The sequence below is a fragment of the bacterium genome (assembly GCA_004322275.1).
In the GTDB taxonomy this organism is placed as follows: Bacteria; Desulfobacterota; Deferrisomatia; order Deferrisomatales; family BM512; genus SCTA01.
The window spans coordinates 28,852-51,228 of sequence record SCTA01000015.1; the positions used below are offsets into that span (position 1 = coordinate 28,852).

Annotated in this window: 21 protein-coding genes; 20 read left to right on the forward strand and 1 reads right to left on the reverse strand. The window is 58.9% G+C overall.

The features are described from left to right. The first annotated feature begins 162 nt into the window (after positions 1–162). The 18 genes from EPN96_04660 to tsaB all read left to right on the forward strand — a co-directional run bounded on the left by EPN96_04660 (position 163) and on the right by tsaB (position 19,141). Positions 163–1,959 carry a hypothetical protein gene (locus EPN96_04660; protein TAL17612.1) on the forward strand — a complete coding sequence of 599 codons (1,797 nt, stop codon included), beginning with the start codon at positions 163–165 and terminating at the stop codon, positions 1,957–1,959. 75 nt (positions 1,960–2,034) lie between these two features. Then, complete coding sequence (locus tag EPN96_04665; protein ID TAL17613.1) at positions 2,035–3,687, forward strand: hypothetical protein; 1,653 nt, start codon at positions 2,035–2,037, stop codon at positions 3,685–3,687. A gap of 64 nt (positions 3,688–3,751) precedes the next feature. Beyond that, positions 3,752–4,756, forward strand: a complete 1,005-nt coding sequence (gene ccsB, locus EPN96_04670; GenBank protein TAL17614.1) for a c-type cytochrome biogenesis protein CcsB — start codon at positions 3,752–3,754, stop codon at positions 4,754–4,756. A gap of 148 nt (positions 4,757–4,904) precedes the next feature. Continuing rightward, entirely contained in the window at positions 4,905–6,215 is a 1,311-nt protein-coding gene (locus EPN96_04675; GenBank protein ID TAL17615.1) for a cytochrome C, read from the forward strand. A 95-nt stretch (positions 6,216–6,310) separates the two neighbouring features. After that, on the forward strand, positions 6,311–7,324 hold the full coding sequence (locus EPN96_04680) for a tetratricopeptide repeat protein (GenBank protein TAL17616.1): 1,014 nt from the start codon (positions 6,311–6,313) through the stop codon (positions 7,322–7,324). Positions 7,325–7,441: 117 nt separating this feature from the next. Then, entirely contained in the window at positions 7,442–7,831 is a 390-nt protein-coding gene (locus tag EPN96_04685; protein TAL17617.1) for a hypothetical protein, read from the forward strand. 115 nt (positions 7,832–7,946) lie between these two features. Further along, the gene (locus EPN96_04690) at positions 7,947–8,786 is read left to right on the forward strand and encodes a 4Fe-4S binding protein (protein ID TAL17618.1); all 840 of its coding nucleotides are present in this window, start codon (positions 7,947–7,949) and stop codon (positions 8,784–8,786) included. Positions 8,787–8,890: 104 nt separating this feature from the next. Further along, on the forward strand, positions 8,891–10,393 hold the full coding sequence (locus EPN96_04695) for a sensor histidine kinase (protein TAL17619.1): 1,503 nt from the start codon (positions 8,891–8,893) through the stop codon (positions 10,391–10,393). 440 nt (positions 10,394–10,833) lie between these two features. Continuing rightward, positions 10,834–11,679 (forward strand): chemotaxis protein MotB, encoded by an 846-nt coding sequence (locus EPN96_04700; protein ID TAL17659.1) that lies wholly within the window; start codon positions 10,834–10,836, stop codon positions 11,677–11,679. A gap of 219 nt (positions 11,680–11,898) precedes the next feature. Further along, entirely contained in the window at positions 11,899–12,681 is a 783-nt protein-coding gene (gene rpsB, locus EPN96_04705) for a 30S ribosomal protein S2 (GenBank protein ID TAL17620.1), read from the forward strand. 52 nt (positions 12,682–12,733) lie between these two features. Beyond that, the gene (gene tsf / locus EPN96_04710; protein ID TAL17621.1) at positions 12,734–13,387 is read left to right on the forward strand and encodes a translation elongation factor Ts; all 654 of its coding nucleotides are present in this window, start codon (positions 12,734–12,736) and stop codon (positions 13,385–13,387) included. A gap of 6 nt (positions 13,388–13,393) precedes the next feature. Then, the gene (locus EPN96_04715) at positions 13,394–14,125 is read left to right on the forward strand and encodes a UMP kinase (GenBank protein TAL17622.1); all 732 of its coding nucleotides are present in this window, start codon (positions 13,394–13,396) and stop codon (positions 14,123–14,125) included. A 49-nt stretch (positions 14,126–14,174) separates the two neighbouring features. Then, entirely contained in the window at positions 14,175–14,696 is a 522-nt protein-coding gene (locus EPN96_04720) for a ribosome recycling factor (GenBank protein ID TAL17660.1), read from the forward strand. Between the two features lie 7 nt (positions 14,697–14,703). After that, on the forward strand, positions 14,704–15,435 hold the full coding sequence (gene uppS / locus EPN96_04725; GenBank protein ID TAL17623.1) for a di-trans,poly-cis-decaprenylcistransferase: 732 nt from the start codon (positions 14,704–14,706) through the stop codon (positions 15,433–15,435). A 4-nt stretch (positions 15,436–15,439) separates the two neighbouring features. Further along, on the forward strand, positions 15,440–16,237 hold the full coding sequence (locus EPN96_04730; protein TAL17624.1) for a hypothetical protein: 798 nt from the start codon (positions 15,440–15,442) through the stop codon (positions 16,235–16,237). Next, on the forward strand, positions 16,234–17,391 hold the full coding sequence (locus EPN96_04735; protein ID TAL17661.1) for a 1-deoxy-D-xylulose-5-phosphate reductoisomerase: 1,158 nt from the start codon (positions 16,234–16,236) through the stop codon (positions 17,389–17,391). The genes EPN96_04730 and EPN96_04735 overlap by 4 nt, the downstream gene beginning before the upstream one ends. Further along, entirely contained in the window at positions 17,388–18,446 is a 1,059-nt protein-coding gene (gene rseP, locus EPN96_04740; protein TAL17625.1) for an RIP metalloprotease RseP, read from the forward strand. The genes EPN96_04735 and rseP overlap by 4 nt, the downstream gene beginning before the upstream one ends. Further along, entirely contained in the window at positions 18,443–19,141 is a 699-nt protein-coding gene (tsaB, locus tag EPN96_04745; protein ID TAL17626.1) for a tRNA (adenosine(37)-N6)-threonylcarbamoyltransferase complex dimerization subunit type 1 TsaB, read from the forward strand. Before rseP ends, tsaB begins: the two co-directional genes overlap by 4 nt. Here tsaB and EPN96_04750 read toward each other — a convergent pair whose 3' ends face one another. Further along, complete coding sequence (locus EPN96_04750) at positions 19,142–19,789, reverse strand: acyl-CoA thioesterase (GenBank protein ID TAL17627.1); 648 nt, start codon at positions 19,787–19,789, stop codon at positions 19,142–19,144. A gap of 324 nt (positions 19,790–20,113) precedes the next feature. Between EPN96_04750 and EPN96_04755 the strand changes: the two genes are divergently transcribed. Further along, positions 20,114–20,350, forward strand: coding sequence for a ferrous iron transport protein A (locus EPN96_04755; protein TAL17628.1), 237 nt, complete (start codon positions 20,114–20,116; stop codon positions 20,348–20,350). A 5-nt stretch (positions 20,351–20,355) separates the two neighbouring features. After that, complete coding sequence (gene feoB, locus EPN96_04760) at positions 20,356–22,212, forward strand: ferrous iron transport protein B (GenBank protein TAL17629.1); 1,857 nt, start codon at positions 20,356–20,358, stop codon at positions 22,210–22,212. The last annotated feature ends 165 nt before the right edge of the window (positions 22,213–22,377 follow it).

Genomic DNA, 22,377 nt, shown 5'->3' on the forward strand with positions numbered 1-22,377 from the left:
AGAGCGATTTTGTCGCGAAGATTGAGTAAAACCGTAGGCGTAGTTGTTCTACGCCTTGGGTTTTGCGATTGATGAGCGGCAAAAGCGGGCCAAAAGCCGGATGCGAGAACGAAGGATTTATTTACGGACAAGCCCTTAATAGGTAGGGATTTTGGGGTTTTAATGGAACAGTACATAGATTGCAGCCTTTGTAGTGTCACGCCGCAGGGCAAGGCTTTTCGCTGCCGCTTCTGCAACGGCCTTTTGACGGGCCGTCTGAGGCTTATGCATGAGATCAAGGCCAGCCGGGGATGGAAAAACACGGCTACCTTTCTCAGCGCCCTCGCTCCCGGCCTCGGGCAGATCTTCGGAAACCGCATCCTGACGGGGCTGCTCTTCGGAGTCATGCTTCCCCTCGGCCTCGGGCTCCTTTACGCCACCTGGAGCGGCTTCTCCTACAGCCACCTCTTCATAGCCGGCATAGCGATTTACGTGGCGGTAGTGGCCGCCGTGGACGCCTGGTACGGCCCGGTCGAATACATCGCCCCCTGCGAGAGGACCTGCCCGGCGGGTCTCCACATCCCCGATTACCTCCAGCTTCTCTCCGACGAGGAGTTCGAGCAGGGCTATTCCCTTATTCGCACGCGCCTTCCCCTTGTCGGCACCATCGGCAGGGTCTGCCCCCACCCCTGCGAGGGAAAATGCTACCGGGGCGTGGACGGCGAGCCGATAGCGATAAACCACTGCAAGCGCTTCCTCTTCGACCGCCACCAGAAGTACCTGTCTCGCGGCGGAGAAACCGCACCGCCCGAGCCCGCGCTGACGGACGGGCCCCGCGTGGCGGTTATCGGAGCCGGCCCCTCCGGCCTTTCCTGCGCTTATTTTTTGAGCGTGCTGGGCGCAAGGGTCGAGGTTTTCGATTCCGAAAAGGAACCCGGCGGAAGGCTTATCACCACGATCCCGGATTTTCGCCTTCCCAAGGAGGTTGTGCGCCTGGAAGTCGAAGACCTGAAAGCCAGGGGAGTCGTCTTCCACGCCGAATCGCCCGTCGGCCCCGGCGGAGTGCCCGTGCAAACCCTCCTCGACGGCTTCGACGCCGTCTACCTCTCTGTCGGCGCTCCCGCGTCGATGTCGATGAGGGTCGAGGGCGAGAGCGCCTTCACCGACTTCCAACGGTTCCTCAAAGACTCCAAGGAGCCCGAGCCCGCGAGGATCGAAGGCAAGGTAGCCGTCATCGGCGGAGGCAACGCCGCTCTCGACGTCTGCAGGACCGCTCTTCGCTCGGGCGCTTCCGAGGTCCACCTGCTCTACCGCAGAACCCGCGAGCAGATGCCCGCCAGAGAGGACGAACTGGAGGCGGCGATGAGGGAGGGAATACGCTTTCGCTACCTTATAAATCCCGTAAAGGCGGTGCTGGAAAACGGGAAGCTCAAGGGAATAGAGGTTGTGCTCATGGAGCTGGGAATACCCGATTCCAGCGGAAGACCCCATCCCGTGCCGATAAAAGGGTCGGAACATCTTATCGAGTTCGACGTTGTAATCCCTTGTCTTGGGCAGAACGTCAAAGGACCGATATTCGATGATCCCGCCCTGGCGAAACTTGCAAGAGAGAAGGACGGAAGGGTGAAAGTATCGCCCGCGACCCAAAAGACCAGCGTCAAAAAGCTCTACGCGGGAGGCGACGCCGCCCGTGGGGCCGAGACCGCCGTCGCAGCCATCGCCGACGGCAGGAAGGCTGCTCTCGCGATCTTCGCCGACACCTCCTACTCTCTTGTAAAGGTGCCCATGACAAGGCGTCTGATGGTAAGAAAACCTTTTAAGATGCACATCGAGACCCAAAGAGAGAAGATACGCGAAAGGATGCACGCAAAGCCCCTCAGCGTCCGCATAAGCGGCTTTTTGGAGGTCGAAGACGGTTTCAACCCGGCGCAGGCCTCTTGCGAATCCAAACGCTGCCTGCAGTGCCACCGGGAACTTTAAACATTTAAAGATAAAACTTGCATTCGGCGCCCGTCCTCTCCGAAGGGCGGTCCCGCTTAAGGAGGAAGTTCTAAGTTGAGTCAGGAAAAGAACCTCACAAAGTCGCTTAATGATTTCTTCAGTTCAATCAAGCTCTCCATTTTTGTCCTGGTGTCGCTGGCGGTAACCTCGATCTTCGGAACCGTCATCGAGCAGGGGGAATCCCAGGCTCACTACGGCGAGCACTACGGCGAAGGCCTTGGAACGCTGATAAATCTGTTCAATCTCGGCGACATGTACCACTCCTGGTGGTTTTTGCTGATTTTGTCCCTCCTCCTCATAAACATCACCTTCTGCTCCCTGAAAAGACTCCCCGCGGCGATAAAGCTGATGAAGGACCGCGACCCCCTCTTCGACAAGCGTCAGACCACGGTGCACGAACGCTTCGAGATAAAGACGGACCTTTCCGCCAAAGAAGCCGAGGAAAAGGTCGCCGGACTTCTCTCAAAAAAAGTATCGGCAACGGTGCGGGGCGAGGAAGACGGAGCGGTCTACCTGATGTCTTCCCGGGGGGGCTGGAGCAGGATGGGCGTCTACGTAACCCATTGCAGCCTCTTTCTCTTCGCTCTCGGCTCCATTGTCGGCATTCTCTTCGGTTTCAAGGGCTTCGTCGGCATAGTCGAAGGCACACAACAGGATATAGTGCGCATGCGCGGCGCGGCCCCCATCCAGGTCGCCTCCTCGGCGCAGGTGTCCGACAAAGAGGCTCTGGGAGCCTCCGTCCTGAAAATGTCGGACGATCTCTTCGCCGCGCTGACGGGAAAGCAATTCCTCGCGGGTAACGTCTCTCTTACCGTAAAGGACGGCAGCGGCAAGGTCTACACCCGCTCCTCGAATTTCAACGAACCGGTGAGCTCCAAAGACGTTTTTAGCGGCCGGGTTCCCTTTCTCGTCAACAAGATAGAATGGGACGGGTCCTCGCCTGCAAAAGAGATAACCCTTTCCACAAACGACTTCTTCTACAGGCTTCCCTTCGCCGTGCGCTGCGACGAATTCTACCTTGAAAACTACCCCGACGGCAGGACCAAGGATTACGTCAGTTTCCTGACGGTCATCAGAAACGGCGCAGAGGGGGAGAAACTCAGGATAGAGGTCAATTCGCCCCTCATAGTCGACGGCATCTACTTCTACCAGTCAAGCTTCGGGCAGGTCGGCGTCAATACCGCGACCATCACCATAGCCGACCAGAACAGGAATTTTCTGGCCACGAACCGCACTGTGAATCTCAACGAAAGGGTGACGCTGCCTGATGGAGGCGAGATAGTCCTTCGCGACGCGCAGATCGACAACCAGAGGGGCGGCGCTTCAGCGGCTGTTTTCCAGGTCAGCAAAGGCGGGGCGAACGACCAGAACGGAGTCTATGAAGCCTCCGCCTTCGGCGGTCAGCGCCAGTGGTGGCCCGTCGGCCCCTACTACGTCCGCATGGACAAGGCCGACTGGATTTTCTACACCGGCCTTCAGGTCGCCAAGGATCCGGGGGTTCCCATCGTGTGGGTCGGCTGCTTCCTGATTACCATCGGCCTTGTCGCCTCCTTCTTTTTCAGCCACAAGAGAGTCTGGGCGAAAATATCCACGGCTGACGGCAAGACGCAGATTCTCTTCGCGGGCAACGCGAGCAGAAACCGCGTCTCCTTCGAGCACTGGTTTGAAACGCTTTCCGAGGAAGCTCAGGAAACCTTTCAAAAATAAATTGGATTTGATATAAACCATCGTTGAATAATAAGCCGCGTATATCGAGGCCGGAGTTGAATTAATGGTCCAGAACGTTATTAACGACAAAATCTTCGGCGCTGCCATGGTCATATACCTCCTGGCCAGCGTCGCCTACCTGATTTACATCGTATCCAGAAACAAGAAAATCGGCACGGCAGCAACCCTTATCACTATGGCCGGGTTTCTGGTCAACACCGCCGCAATAGGCGTGCGCTGGGTCGAAAGCTACAAGCTGGGTTTCGGCTACGTTCCCCTCTCCAACATGTACGAGTCGATGGTCTTCTTTTCCTGGGCGATCGTTCTCATTTACCTGGTCTTCGAGTATTTTTACGGCTACAAAGTCATCGGCGTTCTGGCCACGGCCCTGGGATTCATCAGCATCGCGCTGGTTTCGCTTACCGGGGTATCGAGCGACATACAGCCGCTGGTTCCCGCGCTTCAGTCAAACTGGCTGACCTCTCACGTGGTTACCTGTTTCGTCGGTTACGCCGCTTTCGGCGTCTCCTACGTGATATGCATCCTCTATCTCATCCGCACCCGCGAGCTAAAGCAGACCCTGATGCTCTCGCTTCACCCGCTCGTTTTGCCCCTGCTGGTCTCCCTGATAAAGTACGGCAACATAAAGCCGGAACTGATCGGGGAGAAGAGCCTCGGCATAATGTGGGGCGTATCCGTCCTGGTCGGCGCTATTTTCTTCGGCCTCAGCCTTCTTTTCTCAAAGTCCGAAGATATGTTGCCCCCTCTCAAGGTTCTTGACGAACTTTCCTACAAGGCCGTCGCCGTCGGTTTCCCCCTCCTTACCCTTGGGATTCTTACCGGCGCGGCCTGGGCCAATTACGCCTGGGGAACCTACTGGAGCTGGGACCCGAAGGAAACCTGGTCACTCATAACCTGGTTCGTCTACGCGGCTTTTCTGCACGCCCGCTATTCCGCGGGCTGGCGCGGCAAGCCCCTTGCGTGGCTCTCCGTCGTCGGGTTCGGCGCGGTTATCTTCACCTACTGGGGAGTCAATTACGTTTTGAGCGGTCTTCACAGCTACGGTTGATTCGATAGGGATAGTCAAAAACCGAAGTTTGCGCTAGTATGTGGAAAATATTTTTGAATTTTTGAAAAACAGGGTTTACGGGGATATCCATTTAGGGCTGCCGGCTAGCAGGGCCTTCAAGACAAGGCTTTGTTATCAAGGGGTAGCCATGAAAGGGAGGAAAATGAAGCGCGCTCTGGTGAATTTAAGTATCGCTCTGGTATTGATCATCGGTGCAGCAGGCTTCGCTCTGGCGGAGGAGGGGTGCATCAGCGGATCCTGCCACGACAAGATGGGCAAGAAGAAATTCATTCACGGCCCGATGGGCGCGGGGCAGTGCGCGATCTGTCACGAGCAGACGGCGGCCAAACACCCGTCCAAAAGCGGCTCCAAAGACTTCAACCTCGCTTTTCAGGGCGGCAAGGAGCTTTGCTACGGATGCCACGAAAGGACCGACCAGAACCCCGTGGTCCACAAACCCATCCAGAAGGGTGACTGCATAGCCTGTCACGATCCGCACGAGTCCGACGCCGAGCTTATGCTCAAGGCGGCCACGACCAGCGAGCTTTGCTTCACCTGCCACGAAAAGAAAATGATGGGCAAGGCCTTCATGCACGGCCCGGTCGCCGCGGGCGACTGCAACATCTGCCACAACCCCCATTCCTCGGCGTACCCCGGCCTGACCGAAGAAAAAGGCACGGACCTTTGTCTCCTTTGCCATCTCGACCGCAAGGAGGAGTTCGAGCGCAAATACGTTCACGGCCCCGTCAAGGAAGACTGCCACAAGTGCCACGACTCCCACGGCTCGGACTTCGAGTTCATGCTCTACAACAAGGGCAAGGAGCTTTGCTACCTCTGCCATACCCGAGTCAAGGAAATCGTGGAGAACTCCGCCGTGCAGCACACCGCGCTCAAGCAGGGCGACTGCACGAACTGCCACACTCCGCATTCCTCCAATTACCCCCGCCAGCTCAAGGCTCCGGCGAGGGATAACTGCTACGTCTGCCACACCGACATGGGCGCGATGATCGCCGGCGCGAAGAACATGCACGGCCCCGTCCAGCAGAACGACTGCTACGCCTGCCACGATCCGCACGGCTCCAACTTTACGCAGGTCTTGAAAAAGCCCTTCCCCGAGACCTTCTACATGCCGTACAAGACCGAAAACTACGCGCTTTGCTTCGATTGCCACAACAAGGACATAGCGCTGAACCAGTTCACGACCAAGTTGACGGACTTCCGTAACGGCGACCTCAACCTTCACTATCTCCACGTCAACAAAGATCCCAAGGGACGCAGCTGCAAGTCCTGCCACGAAGCCCACGCCGGCAATCAGGACAAGCACATCCGCAAGGAAGTTCCCTTCGGGGCCAAGTGGATGCTGCCCGTCAACTTCACAAAGAAGTCGAATGGCGGAACCTGCGTGGTCGGTTGCCACAAACCGAAAGATTACGACCGCGTAAATCCCGTCACCTACTAAAGAATGATTGAAAGCCGAAGAGCCCGGATTATCCGGGCCTTCGGCGCGTCTATTTATTTTTTGTGGTGGGCTCTTAAAGGAGTGGAGGGGTTACGATGAAGCTTAATATTCCGGGACTCAGATGGTCCTATATGGTTTTGGCTTGTGCAATAATTCTCACGTTCGGCTCCGCCGAAGCGCAGGCTTTCCGCAACGTAAAGACGGGCGACAAGACGCCTTCCTTCAAAGCCGTCGTCGCCGGCGGCGGAGGCTCGGTGGAATACACGCCTCCCACGGAAGAGGCCATAGTGCTCTCTTTCGTCCGCCAGGGTCAGGACAAGTCGAGCGACCTGGTTCGCGACCTCGCAAGGATCGACCCCGCGTTAAAGGCGAAGATTCAGGTTCTGGTCCTCGTCGTAAATCCGGGAGACGGCGACCCGGTAGCCTGGGCAAAGGGGCTGGGGGCGGATTTCCCCATCCTCGTGGACGAAAACGAAAAGAATTACGGGCTCTTCGGCATAGTGGTAGCGCCGGAGACGGCCGTTATCGCTCCCGACGGCACGCTCAAAAACTCTTTCAGCGGCTACACCTCCTCCCTCAAGGTCTCGCTTGAAAACGAGCTTCGCGCCGTGCTCGGCATGGCCACCGACGAAAAGGCCGCGAAGGGCGCCGAGGTCAACATATCCCCCGAGCGAAGAAAAGCCATGCGCGAACTGCAGGAAGCCAAAATGCAGATCAAGCGCAAGATGAAGTCCAAGGCCGCGCCGAAGGTTAAAAAGGCGATCGAGGAGGACAAGACTTTTGTAGAAGCGTACCTGCTTCTGGGCGATCTTCTGATCGAAGAGGCCGCGACCCTCGACGAAGCGGAAGGGGCCTTTAAAAAGGTCGTCGAACTCGAACCGAAAAATTCGATGGGGAAGGTCGGCCTCGCCAGGGTAAAGGCCAAGAGGGGGCAGTACGAGGAGGCCGCCGCGGAACTGGAAAAGACGGCGATGGTAAGCCCCGACTCCGGAATGATGTACTACTACCTGGGGATGATGCACGAAGCGGCGGGAAAAATGGACAAGGCCGCGCTCGCCTATCGCAAGGCGCTCGAAAAGATACTTGAAGAAAAAGAATCCAAGGATTAAAAGAGACATAGCGCCAGCAAGATTGATGGCATGCACGGGCGGCACGCTGGGGCGGACGCCCGTGTGACGTTTTAAACAAAAAGAGTCTGCTTAACCTTTTTTACGGGCATTACTGATATGGCGGGTACCTGGCTGATTTATCAACTTGCGTGGCTCCTCGGAGCAGCCGCGGTTTACCTCGTCCTGGAGCGGCTTGAGGTCGAAAGCCGTTACAAATGGGGCGCCTTTTTCGGCGTTCTCACCATCGACGTGGGCTACTATTTCGCCAAAGCCGTAATAAACGGCGAAGAGAGCATAGCCGATCTCGTCGAGCTTCTCTGGGACTGGAACTTCGTAAATATAGGCGTGGCCGCGCTGATAATAATCATCGTCGGCAGCGGCCTTATCAGGACGAAATACAAAGGCGTAATCTGGGGAGTCGCCATTGCCGTTCTCTGGGCGGCTCTTCACGTGGGCATCGGCCGGCACGAATGGGGCGAGGTTTTCTTCAACGGAACCCTCCTCTGACTAAGCTGCATAGGGGTCGGGTGACTCCAGGCAGATTTGAATGCAGGTTCGGTAAAGGGATTGGTCCGCTGAAATTTTTTTGCTGGCTTCGGCAGTAAGGTTCAAACGGGGATATATGCGACTTCGGCGTTTTTTCCAATTGGGCTCCTCGGTAGGCATCAACAGCTACTTCAAAGGGTTCACCACGCAATCCGTCTGCCAGACGCAGTCGAAATCCATCTGCGTTCCGGTGCTCAACTGCTACGCCTGCCCCTCGGCGCTGTTCTCCTGCCCGATAGGGACGATGCAGCACTTCATGGTCGTCCACGCCATACCCTACTACGTCATCGGCTTTCTCGGGCTCATAGGGACCGCCATCGGGCGCATGCCCTGCGGAACCCTCTGCGCCTTCGGCTATTTTCAGGATCTTCTCTACCGGCTCTCCTCCGTTAAGGTCCGCATTCCGGCCTTCATGCGTCCTTTCCGTTACTGGGTTCTGGTTATTCTGGTGATTGTCCTGCCCTGGATGACGGCGGAAAACTGGTTCTCGAAGCTGTGCCCGATGGGTACTCTCATCGGGGGCCTTCCCTGGGTCACGATAAGCACAGACGTCCGTTCGATGATAAAAGATCTTTTCTGGATAAAGGTCGCGATGCTCATCTTCTTCAGCGTCTCCGCCGTGGTGGCGAAGCGGCCCTTCTGCCAGATAATATGCCCGCTCGGCGCGTTTCTCGGCCTCTTCAACCGCTTTAGCCTGATACGGCTTAAGTGGGACGCCGACAAATGCACCCACTGCAAAAAATGTCAGGAGCTTTGTCCGATGGACATCGCCGTCTGGGAGGGCGAGAACACCGGCCACTGCATCAGGTGTCTGGATTGCACCGATTGCGAGGCGATAACGGCCTGCACCGTCTTCACCGGCGCCAGGGCTTCGGCGGAGCTTAGGGAAAAACCGGTTCCCCAGGAAACTTTTTGAGGAATCCGCCCAATGGAGGCGCCGGGCCTCCCTGCGGAACCCGGACAAACCGTACCCTGGATGAACCCCGGATTTCCCCGCAGCGCCGGGGGGATAAATAGAAAATGCCCCTCTCCAGTTCGCTGAACGTAAAAATCAACGTCGCAATAGCGGCCGCGCTGGTCATAGTACTCGGCGTCTCGGCCTACCTTACCCTTTCCGAACAAAACAGGCAGGCCGAAGAGAACACCAAGGCCAAGGCGCGTCTCCTGACACAGGCGGTCACCAACATCATCCGCATGGACATGGAGAGCCAGAACGAAAAGGACCTCGAAAAGATAATAAAGGTCCTCGGGCAGTTCCGCGAGATAGAGACCCTCCGCATTTTCAGCGCCGACGGGCTGATACTCCACTCCGCCGACTCGGCGGAGACCGGCAGCAATATAGACGAACTGGTCATGAACGTCTTCATGAGCGGGGACATGTCAAAGCCCTTCCGTAGCGGCGTGGAGGATCACCGATCGATGTGCCGCGTCGAGGTGATGAAAAACGAGCCCCAGTGCCACCGCTGCCACGGCAAGGACACGGAAATAATCGGAGTCCTCGAAGTGTGCCTCTCGATGGCGGCGATGGACGCCCAGATCGAGCGCAACGCCCGCTTCATGGTCATCTCAACCCTGCTTACCATACTCGTGGTCTCTCTTTGCATCAGCCTCCTGACGACGGCGATGGTCAACAGGCCCATTTCCTCGCTTATGAGCGTCATGAGAAAAGCGCAATCCGGCAAGCTGGCCGATCGCGTCGAACTCAGATCCAACGACGAGCTCGGCAAGCTTTCGGAGTCCTTCAACGAGATGCTTTCGAGACTGGAAATAGCGGAAAACGAGATGAAGCGCCTTCACGCCGAGCAGATGAGCAGGGCGGAGCGCCTCGCCTCTATCGGCGAGATGGCGGCCAGCGTCGCCCATGAAATCAAGAACCCCCTCGCGGGGCTCTCCGGGGCGACGCAGGTTCTCGCGGGCACCTTCAAGGAGGACGATCCCAGAAACGAAGTCCTCCGAGAGATGCTCAAGCTCACCGGAAGGCTGGACAAGACGATCAACGACCTTCTGAACTTCGCCCGCGTCAAGCCGCCGGAATTCGGGTTGGTGAACCCCAACGACATCATCGAGGAGGTGCTCTTCTTCGCCGGGAGGGACTCCAGGGAAACCCCCTGCGAATTCGTGCGCAAGCTCGACCCCAGGATGATGGAGATACCGCTTGATTCCAACCAGATTCAGCAGGTCTTTTTAAACCTCGTCATAAACGCGAGGCAGGCCAGCAAGCCGCACGGAAAGATAACCGTCAGCTCAAACGTCACCCCGAAGGGGCCGCTTCCCGACGTGGTTCCCCACGGCGAATACGTCGAGGTTTCCATATCGGACGAGGGGAGCGGAATCAGCCCCGAGGTCGTCGCGGAAATGTTCAAACCCTTTTACACCACCAAAGTACAGGGCACCGGGCTGGGACTTTCTATCAGCAGGAATATAATCGAGTCGCACGGCGGTATAATGGGAGTTGTAAGCAAGGAGGGAGAGGGAACCACCTTCTTCGTCTGGCTTAGAAAAAATCATGAGGAGGTAGTCTGATGAAACGGCTCCTTACCGTTGTATTTCTGGCAACTCTTTTCGCCGCGGGCTGCGGGGTAAAGCAGGAGATTTATCAGGAAGAACTCCTCCGCGCGAGAAACGCCGAGGCTGCCAGCGAAGACCTCTCCATACAGCTTGAAAACGCGCAGAAAAAGAGCGCTGCCGCCGAAACGGAAGCCGCCGCTCTTAAGGCGCGGCTGGCCGAGGTTGAAAAGGAACTCGACCTCGCGAAAAAATCGACGGGGGAGACGGGCGAGAGGCTCGGCGCGTGCCAGCGCGAAAGAGAAGAGGCCCTTGCCGCCCTCGACGCCGCCAAGAAGACGATTCTCGACGGCGACAGGGAAGCGCGGGAGCTCCGCGCCAGAATCGACAAGCAAAAGGCCGAGGCCGAGGCTGCGGGCCGCGCCTGCGACGAGAGGGTCGAATCGGTTCAGGCCCTGATGGAAAAGGCGAGGGGGCGGATTACCTCGATGGAAGCCGAGCGCAGCGTCCTTCTGGAAGAGAAGGAAAGGCTCCGGCGCGAAAAGGAAGAGAAGGTCGAAGAGATCTCGGAGACCTACAAAGGGCTCATCGAGAGCATGAAGGCCGAGATGGAAAAGACCTACGTCGGGCTCCTCGAAAATATGAAGACCGAGATTGAGAAGGGGCAGATCACCATCTCCAACCTTAAAGGCCGCCTGACCGTCAACGTAGTGGACGAGATACTCTTTCCCTCCGGCAGTTCGGTGGTGAAGGAAGAGGGCAAGGCGGTGCTGAAAAAGGTGGGCGACGCCCTCGCTTCCGCCTACGACAAGGCTATAATCATCGAGGGACACACCGACAACGTCCCCATCGGCGGCGCTCTCGCCAACCGTTTTCCCACCAACTGGGAGCTGTCCACCGCCAGAGCCGTCAGCGTGGTGCGCTTTCTGGCCGACGAGTCCAAAATCAACCCCGTCAGGCTCAGCGCCGTAGGGTACGGCGAGAACCGGCCCGTGATGAGCAACGAAACCCCGGAGGGAAAGGCGAAAAACCGGCGCATAGAGATAAAGCTGGTGCCGCTCGAACCCGAGTACGTACAAAAGCCCCCCGCGCCTGCGGAGGCGGGCGTGAACGAGGCCGGAGCAGGGGCTTCCCCCGTTCCTCCGGCCACCCCCCCTGCGGCTGAAACGCCGCCTCCCGTTCCGGGGCAGGAAATTCCCCCGGCCTCAGAGCCCGGCGGCGAGACGGTTCCGGCAAAGCCGGAAATTCCCGCTCCCCCGGCAGGCGAGGTTCCCCCGGAAGGAACGGCCTCGCCGGCGCAATAACCGGGCCGGGGAAGCCGGGTTTGCAGGGGGGAGATCCGCGCCGCCGGAGCCGGTCTTATGCTTTTAACTTGAACCGGCTGGCTCCGGTGTGGTATCCATTACCGCTTCATCGTTTCTAACGACAGCGCTTTTTCTGACCGCCGGGTGGTGCCCTTTCAAAGGGTTGGCGGGCGGGATGACGAAAAGGCGTAAAAACACAACCACACGAAGGAGATTTTCATGTCAAGCGTCACCATGAGAGAGATGCTCGAAGCCGGCGTTCACTTCGGGCACCAGACCCATCGCTGGAATCCGAAGATGAACAGGTACATCTTCACCGAGCGCAACGGAATCCATATCCTCGACCTTTCCCAGACGGTCAGACTCTTCCGCGCCGCCTACGACAAGGTCCGCAAGGTCACCGCGAAGGGCGGAAGGGTTCTTTTCGTCGGCACCAAGAGCCAGGCGGCCGACATCGTACGAGAGGAAGCGCTCCGCTGCGGCGAATACTACGTCAACCACCGCTGGCTCGGCGGCACCCTGACCAACTTCAACACCATCAAGCGCTCCATCGAGCATCTCATCGACATCGAGCGCAAGGAAGCCGACGGCACCCTGGACCTCCTCACCAAGAAGGAGCGCCAGAGCCTTCTTCGCGAGCGTGACAAGCTTGAGCAGAACCTCGGCGGCATCAAGGAGATGAAGAATCTCCCCGGCGCCATCTTCATCGTCGATCCTGTCCGCGAAGGTATCGCCGTGCGCGAGGCGCAGCGCCTCGGAATAGCGGTCATAGCCATTGCCGACACAAACTGCGACCCCGACCTTATCGACTTCCCGATCCCCGGCAACGACGACGCCATACGCTCCATAAAGCTTTTCACCTCCGAGATAGCCAACGCCGTCCTCGAAGGCAAGAGCGCGAGGAGCACCGGCGCCGAAGCCGCGCCCGAGTTTATTCCGCAGGCCCGTGAGGAGATTCCCTCTTCCGCCGCCGCGTACGCTGTGCCCGAAGACGAAGAGTAGGCAGCCGGAATAAAGCCAGTCCCGGGGAAAATTAAAGAAGTGGAGGATAAAAATGAGCATTACCGCCAACGACGTTAAACTCCTGCGCGAAGCTACCGGCGCGGGTATGATGGAATGCAAGAAAGCCCTCACCGAAGCAAACGGCGACATGGAAAAGGCCATCGAGTACCTTCGCAAGAAGGGCATGGCCGACGCCGCGAAGAAAGCGGGCAGAATCGCCTCCGAAGGACTTGTCCACGCCTACATCCACGGCGGCGGCCGCATCGGAGTCCTTCTCGAAGTCAACTGCGAGACCGATTTCGTCGCCCGTACCGACAAGTTCAAGGAATTCGTGAACAACGTAAGCCTTCACATCGCCGCCACCAACCCCAGATGGCTCTCCGCCGAGCAGGCCGACACCGCCGCGATTGAGAAGGAAAGAGCCTTCCTCATCGAGCAGGCCAAAGAATCCGGCAAGCCGATGCCCGTCATCGAGAAGATGGTCGAAGGCCGCCTCCAGAAGTACCTCAAGGAGAACTGCCTCCTGAACCAGCCCTTCGTCAAGGATCCCGAGATCACCATCGGCGATTACGTGAAGAGCATGGTCTCCGACATTAAGGAAAACATCCAGATTCGCCGTTACGTCCGGTTTGAGCTGGGCGAGGGTCTCGAAAAGAGAAGCTGCGATCTCGCGGCCGAAGTAGCAAAACAGATCAGCGAGGCGTAAAAAGAGATGGCCGGTGCTGAAGTTAAAAAAGCGGCCTACAAGAGGGTGCTTTTAAAACTCTCCGGCGAGGCTCTGATGGGACAGAAGGGCTATGGAATCGACCAGACGATAGTCGACCGCATAGCCTCCGAGGTTCTTGAAGTGCAGGCTATGGGCGTTGAAACAGCCCTCGTGGTCGGCGGCGGAAACATCTTCAGGGGGCTCTCAGGGGCCACAAGGGGGATGGACCGTTCCACGGCCGACTACATGGGCATGCTGGCCACCATAATGAACAGCCTCGCGCTCCAGGACGCCATCGAAAGGCAGGGGGGCGCCACCCGCGTGATGAGCGCCCTTCACGTCTCCGAGGTCGCCGAGAACTATATCCGCAGGAGGGCCGTCCGCCACCTTGAAAAGGGGCGGGTGGTCATCTTCGCGGCGGGCACCGGCAACCCCTACTTCAGCACCGACACCGCCGCCGGCCTCCGGGCCATGGAGATCGGCGCGGACGCCCTTTTCAAGGGGACCAAGGTGGACGGGGTCTACGACAAGGACCCGATGAAACATCCCGACGCCGTCCGCTTTTCGCGTCTTACTTACCTCGACGTGCTTAACCGCGACCTTAAAGTTATGGACTCCACCGCGATATCCCTGTGCCGGGACAATAATCTTCCGATAGTCGTCTTCGACTTTACCGTTCCCGGCAACATCCCGAGGGTAATCGGCGGAGAAGACCTCGGCACCATAGTAGGAGGTTGACAACGTGGCCCAGACACCTCAACAGGTTATTTCCCAGACAACCTCGAACATGGAAAAGGCGATAGAGGCTCTCGAACGCAACTTCGGCCGCGTGCGCACCGGCAGGGCCAGCCTTACCCTTCTTGACGGGATACGGGTCGATTACTACGGCACCCCGACGCCGATAAGTCAGGTCGCCGCGCTCTCCATCCCCGAGCCGCGCCTCATAGTGGTTTCGCCCTGGGAGGCCAAGATGGTCTCCGCCATCGAAAAGGCGATACTGCAATCCGACATGGACATAACGCCCTCCTCGGACGGCAAGGTCGTCCGCATACCGATACCCAAGCTCAGCGAAGAGCGCAGAAAAGACCTCGTCAAGGTCGTCCGCCAGATGACCGAGGAGGCGAAGGTCGCCGTCCGCAACCTTCGCAGGGACGCCAACGCGGTTCTCGACAAGATGCAAAAGGACAAGCTCCTCAGCGAAGACGACAACCGGAAATTCAAGGACGAGATTCAGAAGCTGACGGACGACTTCGTGAAAAAGGCCGATGCGGCGCAGAGCGCGAAGGAAGCCGAAGTTCTGGAAGTGTAAAGACTCCATGCCGAAATCGAGGGGAGAGGAAAGCCACGTTCCGCGCCATGTCGCCATTATCATGGACGGCAACGGGCGTTGGGCGGCGGGCAAGTTTCTCGGGCGCATACGCGGGCACATCGCCGGCGTAGGCGCGGTCAGAAAGGTCGTCCGCGCCGCCAGCGACGCGGGGGTGCGCTACCTCACCCTTTTCGCTTTCTCCTCGGAGAACTGGCAGCGGCCGAAGCCCGAAGTCGAGGCGCTGATGCTGCTGCTGGAGAGAAATCTCCTCGCGGAGGCGGAGGAACTGGCCAGGGAAGGGGTCCGGGTACGGATTATCGGAAAGCTCGACGATCTCCCGAAGGGAGCGGCCAGCGCCGCGAGAAAGACCGAGGAGATTACCGGTGGCGGCCGCAAGATGGACCTTCTGCTCGCAATCTCCTACGGCGGCAGGCAGGAGATACTCGACGCCGTAAAGAAAATCATAGTCGACGGGGTAAAACCCGAAGAGATTAACGAAGAGACCTTCCGCCAGCGCCTCTACGCCCCCGACGTGCCCGATCCCGATCTTCTGATACGGACCAGCGGAGAGATGCGCATCTCGAATTTCCTTCTCTGGCAGCTAGCCTACAGCGAGCTTTACGTAACAGACGTTCTGTGGCCCGATTTTGACGAAGCGGAGTTCAAAAGGGCGCTCGACGTCTTTGCCTCACGGGAACGGCGCTTCGGCAAAACCAGCGAACAGCTGACAAGGGACTGAACTCTTGGGTAAACGGATACTCACCGCCCTCGTGGCAATTCCGGCTCTCTTTTTGCTGGTAATCGCCGGCGGCAGGACGGGGACGGCCCTTGTCGTCGCCGTGGCCTCCTTTATCGGCGTAAAAGAGTTCCTGGCCCTCGCCCCATCTTCCAAAAACGCTCTCGAAAAATCCTTCGCCCCCTTCTGGGGAGCGCTCACCGCTCTTTGTTTTCTCGTATCCTCCGAAACCGCCCCGCTTGCGGCTACTGCTGCGGGCGTCGTACTCTTTCTCGTCGCGAGGGCGGCCAAAGAGGGAGTGGGCGCAGACGTTCTCCAGAGCGGTTTTAGGGTTTTCGCGGCGTGGCTCTACGTGCCCCTTTCCATCGGGTTCGCGGTGACGGTGAGAGGAAACGCCTGGGAGCCCATCGTCTTTCTCATCCTTCTGGTCATAGCGGGCGACACCGCCGCCTATTTCACGGGAATATCCCTCGGCAGGCACCGCCTCGCCCCGTCGATAAGCCCCAAGAAAACCATCGAGGGTTCCGTCGGAGGGTTTCTCTTTACCGTGGCTACGGGATATTTTCTCGCCACCGTGATGAGGGTCCCCCACTCGCCGGTCGAGTCTATGGGAATCGCGGCCCTCCTCAACGTGGCGGCGCAGCTCGGCGATCTCGGCGAATCGGTCCTGAAGCGCGGCGCGGGGGTAAAGGATTCCGGAACGGTCTTCCCCGGCCACGGCGGAATGCTCGACCGTATCGACAGCTTCGTGCCCACCCTGCCGATTTACGCCTTCATCCTTTCGGTAACCGGAGGCCTGCCATAAAAACCCTCGCCATACTCGGTTCCACCGGGTCGATTGGAGAGAGCGCCCTTCGCGTTGTCGCCGAGTTTCCGGAGAGGTTTCGGGTAAAGGCTCTGGCGGCGGGCACAAGGGTTTCGAGGGTCGCGGAGCAGGCCCGGGCCTTCGGGGTGGAGCTCGTCTCCGTCGCCCGGGAAGAGGACGCCGCCGCCCTCAGGAGGGAACTTCCCGGCGTAGAGGTCCTTTGCGGCGCTGAGGGGCTTCTTCGTGTCGCCACGGCGGAGGGAGCCGACATGGTCGTCTCCGCTCTCGTCGGCGCGGTTGGGCTACTTCCGACCCACAAGGCCCTTCTCGCGGGCAAGGACGTAGCCCTCGCCAACAAGGAAACCCTCGTCATAGCCGGCGAGGCCATCCTCGCGGCGGCGAAGGCTACCGGCGCGCGCCTCCTTCCCGTAGACAGCGAACACTCCGCAATCTTTCAGGCGATAGACAAAAGAGCGCCCGGAGAGATACGGAGGATTATCCTCACCGCTTCGGGCGGGCCCTTCCGCGGGCGCAAAAAAGAGGAGCTCAAAAGAGTCACCGCCGCCGAGGCCCTTCGCCACCCGAACTGGTCGATGGGGCCGAAGATTACCGTGGACTGCGCCACCCTGATGAACAAGGGGCTCGAAGTCATAGAAGCCAGATGGCTCTTCGACATGGCTCCCGAAAAGATCTCCGTCACCGTACACCCCCAGTCGATAGTCCATTCGATGGCCGAGTTCATCGACGGGTCGGTGATAGCCCAGCTGGGAGTGCCCGACATGCGCGGGCCGATAGCCTACGCGCTGGCCTACCCCGAGAGGGTGCCCCTCGGTGGGATGGAGCTTGACCTTCGGAAGGCGGGCGCGCTGACCTTCGAGGAGCCCGACATAGAAGCTTTCCCCGCTCTCGGGCTTGCCTACGACGCCCTGCGGGCCGGGGGGACGATGCCCGCCGTTCTTTCGGGGGCCAACGAGGTCGCGGTGGAGGCGTTCCTGAATGGTATAATCGGCTTTCAGGAGATCCCCGCCCTCGTCGCCGACGCGATGGAAAAACACGATACGAAAAACTCTCCCAGCGTCGAGACGGCCCTGTGGGCCGACGGCTGGGCGAGAGACGCCGCCAACGAGTGGATTAGAGCGCGAGTGAAAAATTGACTACGATAATATCCTTCGTAATTCTCCTCGGAGTCCTCATCTTCGTCCACGAACTGGGCCACTTCGCCGTGGCCAAGCTCATAGGTGTAAAGGTGCTCCGCTTCTCGCTTGGCTTCGGCCCCATCCTGCTTCGATACCAGAAGGGCGAAACCGAATACGCCATCTCCGCTTTCCCCTTGGGAGGCTACGTCAAATTCCACGGCGGCGATCTTACCGGCGAGGTGGAGGACGACGAGGACAAGGAGAGGGCTTTCCCCTCGCGTCCCGTCTGGGAAAGGATGCTCACGGTCGTCGCCGGGCCGCTGATGAACATCATCCTCGCAGTGTTTCTTTTTTCCGCCATCGCCCTTCAGGGCACGCAGGCCAGGATGGCCACCGTCGGCGATGTCAGCGAGGGGCTGCCCGCGAAGGAAGCCGGAATAATGGCGGGCGACAAGGTGGTCGCGGTAGACGGCAAGGAGGTCTCCACCTGGGACGAGATGGCTATGGCCATTTACAACTCCAGAGGGAACGAGCTCCAGATCGCCGTCCAGAGGGGCGCCGAGCGCATGACTTTCAAGGTCACCCCGAAGATGGTCGCCGAGGGAGCGGAGAAAGAGCCGCGCCCGGTGGTGGGGATTAAATGGTCCGGCGAGGTGGTTCCTAGAAATGACGGCGTTTCCCTCCTGCGCGCGCCCGTGGAGGGGGTGAAGCAGACCTGGGAATACTCCGTCATGACCCTCGAAGTGGTCGGCAAGCTTGTCACGGGCAGGGGCAGCAGGGACGACGTGGGCGGGCCGGTGGCCATAGCCGGGCTCGCGGGCGACGCTATGCGGGCCGGAATCATGGCTTTCGTCTACCTGATGGCGGTCCTAAGCGTCAACCTCGGCGTGCTCAATCTCCTTCCGATGCCGATTCTCGACGGCGGGGTGCTGGTGTTCTTCCTCATCGAAGCGGTGAGGGGCAAGCCCGTAAGCGAGCGCACCCGCGAAATCGCCCAGCAGGTCGGGTTCGTCGTGCTGGTCATGCTGATGATCTTTCTGGTCTACAACGACGTTGCGAGACTCATAGGCTGACAGTGGCGCTTCTTATCGCCCTAGACACCTCCGCGGGTTCCACCGGGGCCGCACTGGCGGGCGAGGGCAGGGTTCTGGCCTCTTCGCTGACAACCGGCACGGGAAGGCACAGCGAATCTCTCTTTCGTCAGATAGAAGCGGTGCTCGCCGGGGCGAAAAAAGACAAGCGCGAAATACGCGCCGTAGCCGTTACCCACGGCCCCGGCTCCTTTACCGGCCTTCGGGTCGGGCTGGCGACGGCGAAGGGATTGGCCTTCGGGCTTTCGGTAAAGGCCATTGGAGTTTCGAGCCTTCGGGCGCTGGCCCTCGGCGCTGGGGAGTTCGACGGAGTGATCGCCGCCGTGCTCGACGCCAGAAAGCAGCAGGTCTACGGCGCACTCTACGACGGGAAGAGTTTTGTTGAGGTTTCCCCCGAAGGAGCCTTCGATCCCGGAGATTTCGCGAAAAAAGCCCTCGAAACCGGGAAAAAAATCCTCTTTACGGGGTCGGGAACGGGGGCTTACCGGGAGACGTGGAGGGCGGTTCTTGGGGAAAACTTCGCAACCGCTCCCGAAGAGAAGTGGAATATCGACCCCGGAGTGGTCGCCCTTCTCGGGCTGGCCGCCTTCGAGGCGGGGAGGGGAGTCGACCCCTCGGAACTTCGGCCCGTCTACCACCGCCTCAGCGAGGCCGAGGAAAAGGCAAGAAAACCGTAACTATCGCCGTTTAATTTTTTCTCCCTGAATCATCTCCACGCTTTCCAGCCAACCTTCCGGTATCGGCATCTTCCTCGATTCCTGAAAATCGTAGAAAACCTGCGTGGATTTTCCGCTCGCCACAGGGAATCCCTCAAGGGCGTGGAGTATCAGATACTCGAAGTCGAAGCTCGTCCGCCCCGCTTCGGTGACCTTTATCCCTATCTCTATCATATCCCCCACGAAGACGGGGGTAACGTACTCGCAGGTGATGCTCGCGATTACGAAATTCACCGATTCCATCGAAATCGAGCCGAGCAGGGCCTTGAGAAAGGCCACCCTCGCCATCTCGAAATAGGTGAGGTAGACGGCGTTGTTGACGTGGCCCAGAGGGTCGGCGTCTCTCCAGCGGACTTCTACCCGCATGGAGATCGGGAAATCTTTCATGAGTTGTTCTCCTGGACCGGCTTCCTCTTTCGGCGAAGGGCTGCGTCGTTTCTCAGGCGCGCTCCTCGCCGTATTACACGATACTGTCTTCGTCGCGCGCTTTGCGGCTTGTCCCTCGAAGCTTGAAAAGCGAAGTGGGAACTCCTTGCCCTTCATCCGAAATAGAAAGCCGGCAGGGAAAATCCTTCTCGCACTTTGGCTCGCGGCAATTTTGCAGACCATATAACGAAACGGCGTTTTATGTCGAGAGGTTAAAAAATAGTCTTGAAAAGCATAAGAGGCTGTTGAAAAACGTCGGGAGAAGCCCCGATTTCAAGGAGCCGCACAGCGAGAAGCGAGACATGACCGGGTGTCAGGCGAGCGAGAAGCGAATCGCGACGAAGAAAGCGGGGCTCGCAGCAGTTTTTCAACGCCTCTTAAAGAAAATGAAAATAATTATCATTAAGCCCTTGACCCGGGACGCCGGACTCGTTATATATGTAATGAAATTCAATATCAATAAGGCGGTCGGGCTGATGCCGCGAACCGCCGGAACCGGAGCACAAAGTGAGCCTTTCCGAACTTAAAAAAGGTCAGGAAGCGATAGTAGAATCGATACCGGAGGGCGATGTCCGCCATCAGCTCCTTCGTTTCGGGATCGCGCCGGGGACGAAGGTGCTGTGCCATGCGCGGATTCCCTTCGGCCCGATTGTTCTTCGCTTCGGCGGCCAGGAGATAGCCATCGGAAGAGGGCTGGCCAAATCCCTAAAGGTTCGCCCCGGTTCCCTGAAGAAAGCGGAATAAGGTCAATGAGCAATTGTCACTGCAGCGCGGTTGAAGAGCTTTTCCCCGGAGGACAGAAGAAACTGGTCCTCGTGGGGAACCCCAACGTCGGAAAGTCTGTCTTTTTCGGAGCGTGGAGCGGCCTTTACGTGGAGGTTTCAAACTTTCCCGGCACCACCGTCGAGGTTATGGGCGGCAAGGCCGGTTCGTGGTCGGTTTACGACACTCCCGGCGTTTACGGCGTCGGCTCCTTCAACGACGAGGAGCGCGTCGCCAGAGACGTGATACTGGGCGCGGACGTAGTGGTAAACGTCGTCGATTCGACCCACCTCGAAAGAGACCTCTTTCTTACCCTTCAGGTGCTGGACATGGGAATTCCCATGGTCGTCGCTCTCAACTTCACCGACGAGGCGAAAGCCAACGGAATAGAGATAGACCTTCCCGCCCTGACTCGCGAGCTTGGCGTGGAGGTCATCCCCTGCGCCGCCGTGCAGGGCAAGGGGATAGCCGAGGTGCTGGAGGCGGTGGAACGCGCCGTGCCGGGACACCCCACGCCGGAGGTGGAAAAGAGAGTCACCGCGCTTCTGGACCGGATCGACATGAGGCCGGAGGCGCTGATGGTTGCCGAGGGGGACGAGGTAGTCGCCCTCCGCCACGGCGTCCACCTGAGCGGCGGTGAAGAGGGCCGGGAGGCTATCTACATTCTTCGCCGGGAGCGGGTGAACAAGCTCGTCGATGAGGTGGTCAAAAGGCCCCACGGGAAAGGCAGAGTCCGGGATTTCATCGGCCGGATGTGCCTTGAGCCGGTCAGCGGGCTTCTCATACTCGCTATCATGCTTCTTGCCGCCTATCAGGTCGTCGGCGTCTTCGTCGCGGGCGACATCGTGGCGGTGACCGAGGGCAAGATAATGCAGGGGCTTTACGAGCCCTGGGTAATCGGGACGGTTTCGAGGTGGGTCTCGCCCGAGAGCTTTCTCGGGGCGATACTCATCGGGGAATTCGGCCTTTTCACGATGACCGTGACCTACCTCTTCGGCCTCCTCCTTCCTCTAGTGGCAGGTTTTTACGTCACCCTCTCGCTGCTGGAGGATTCCGGCTACCTCCCGAGGCTCGCGGCCTTCGTCGATCGCATGATGAACGGCATCGGCCTCAACGGCAGGGCGATTATCCCGATAATCCTCGGCTTCGGCTGCGTGCAGCTCGGGACCATCACCACGAGGATTCTGGGCTCCCACCGCGAGAGGACGATAGCCACGGCGATACTCAACTTCGTCATACCCTGCTCGGCTCAGATAGGCGTCATCACAGGAATGCTCGCTGCGATAGGCGGCGTCTACACCGCCGTCTATGGCGCTTCCATCTTCCTTTGCCTCGTGATAGTCGGCACCGTGATGGGCAAGGTGGTTCCCGGCGAGACGACCGAGCTTTTGATCGACCTGCCGCCCATGCGCATCCCGAGGCTAGGCAACATCGCGAGAAAGACCGTGATGAGAACCTTCTTCTTTATGAAGGAAGCCCTGCCGTGGTTCGCCGCAGGCGCGCTTGGCGTCTCCATCCTCCTTCGCACCGGAGTCCTCGCGGCCTGGCAGACGGCCCTTTCGCCGCTGACCCAGGGGTGGCTCGGGCTCCCCGGCGAAGCCTCCACGGCCTTCGTCATGGGTATGGTAAGACGCGATTTCGGAGCGGCGGGGCTAACCTCGCTGTCCCTTTCGCCCTGGCAGACCGTCGTCGCCCTCGTGACCATGACCCTCTTTGTGCCCTGCATAGCGAGCCTGATGGTTCTTTTCAAGGAGCGCGGAATGAAGCAGGGGATGTATATCTGGGTCAGTTCGTGGATTATCGCTTTTATCGCCGGGGGTATACTGGCGAGAATAGTACTGTAGGATTAAGGATGTTCTTCGTGAAAAAAGCGGAAGATAAGATTCCGAAAAAGAAAGCCTGCCCCTCCTGCGGCCTTCCCGTCACCGACCCGCTCTGGCGGATCTGCCCGAGGTGCAGGGCTGAGATATCGCCCTGCGTGGGCTGCGCCGATTGCGGAGCCTGCAAAA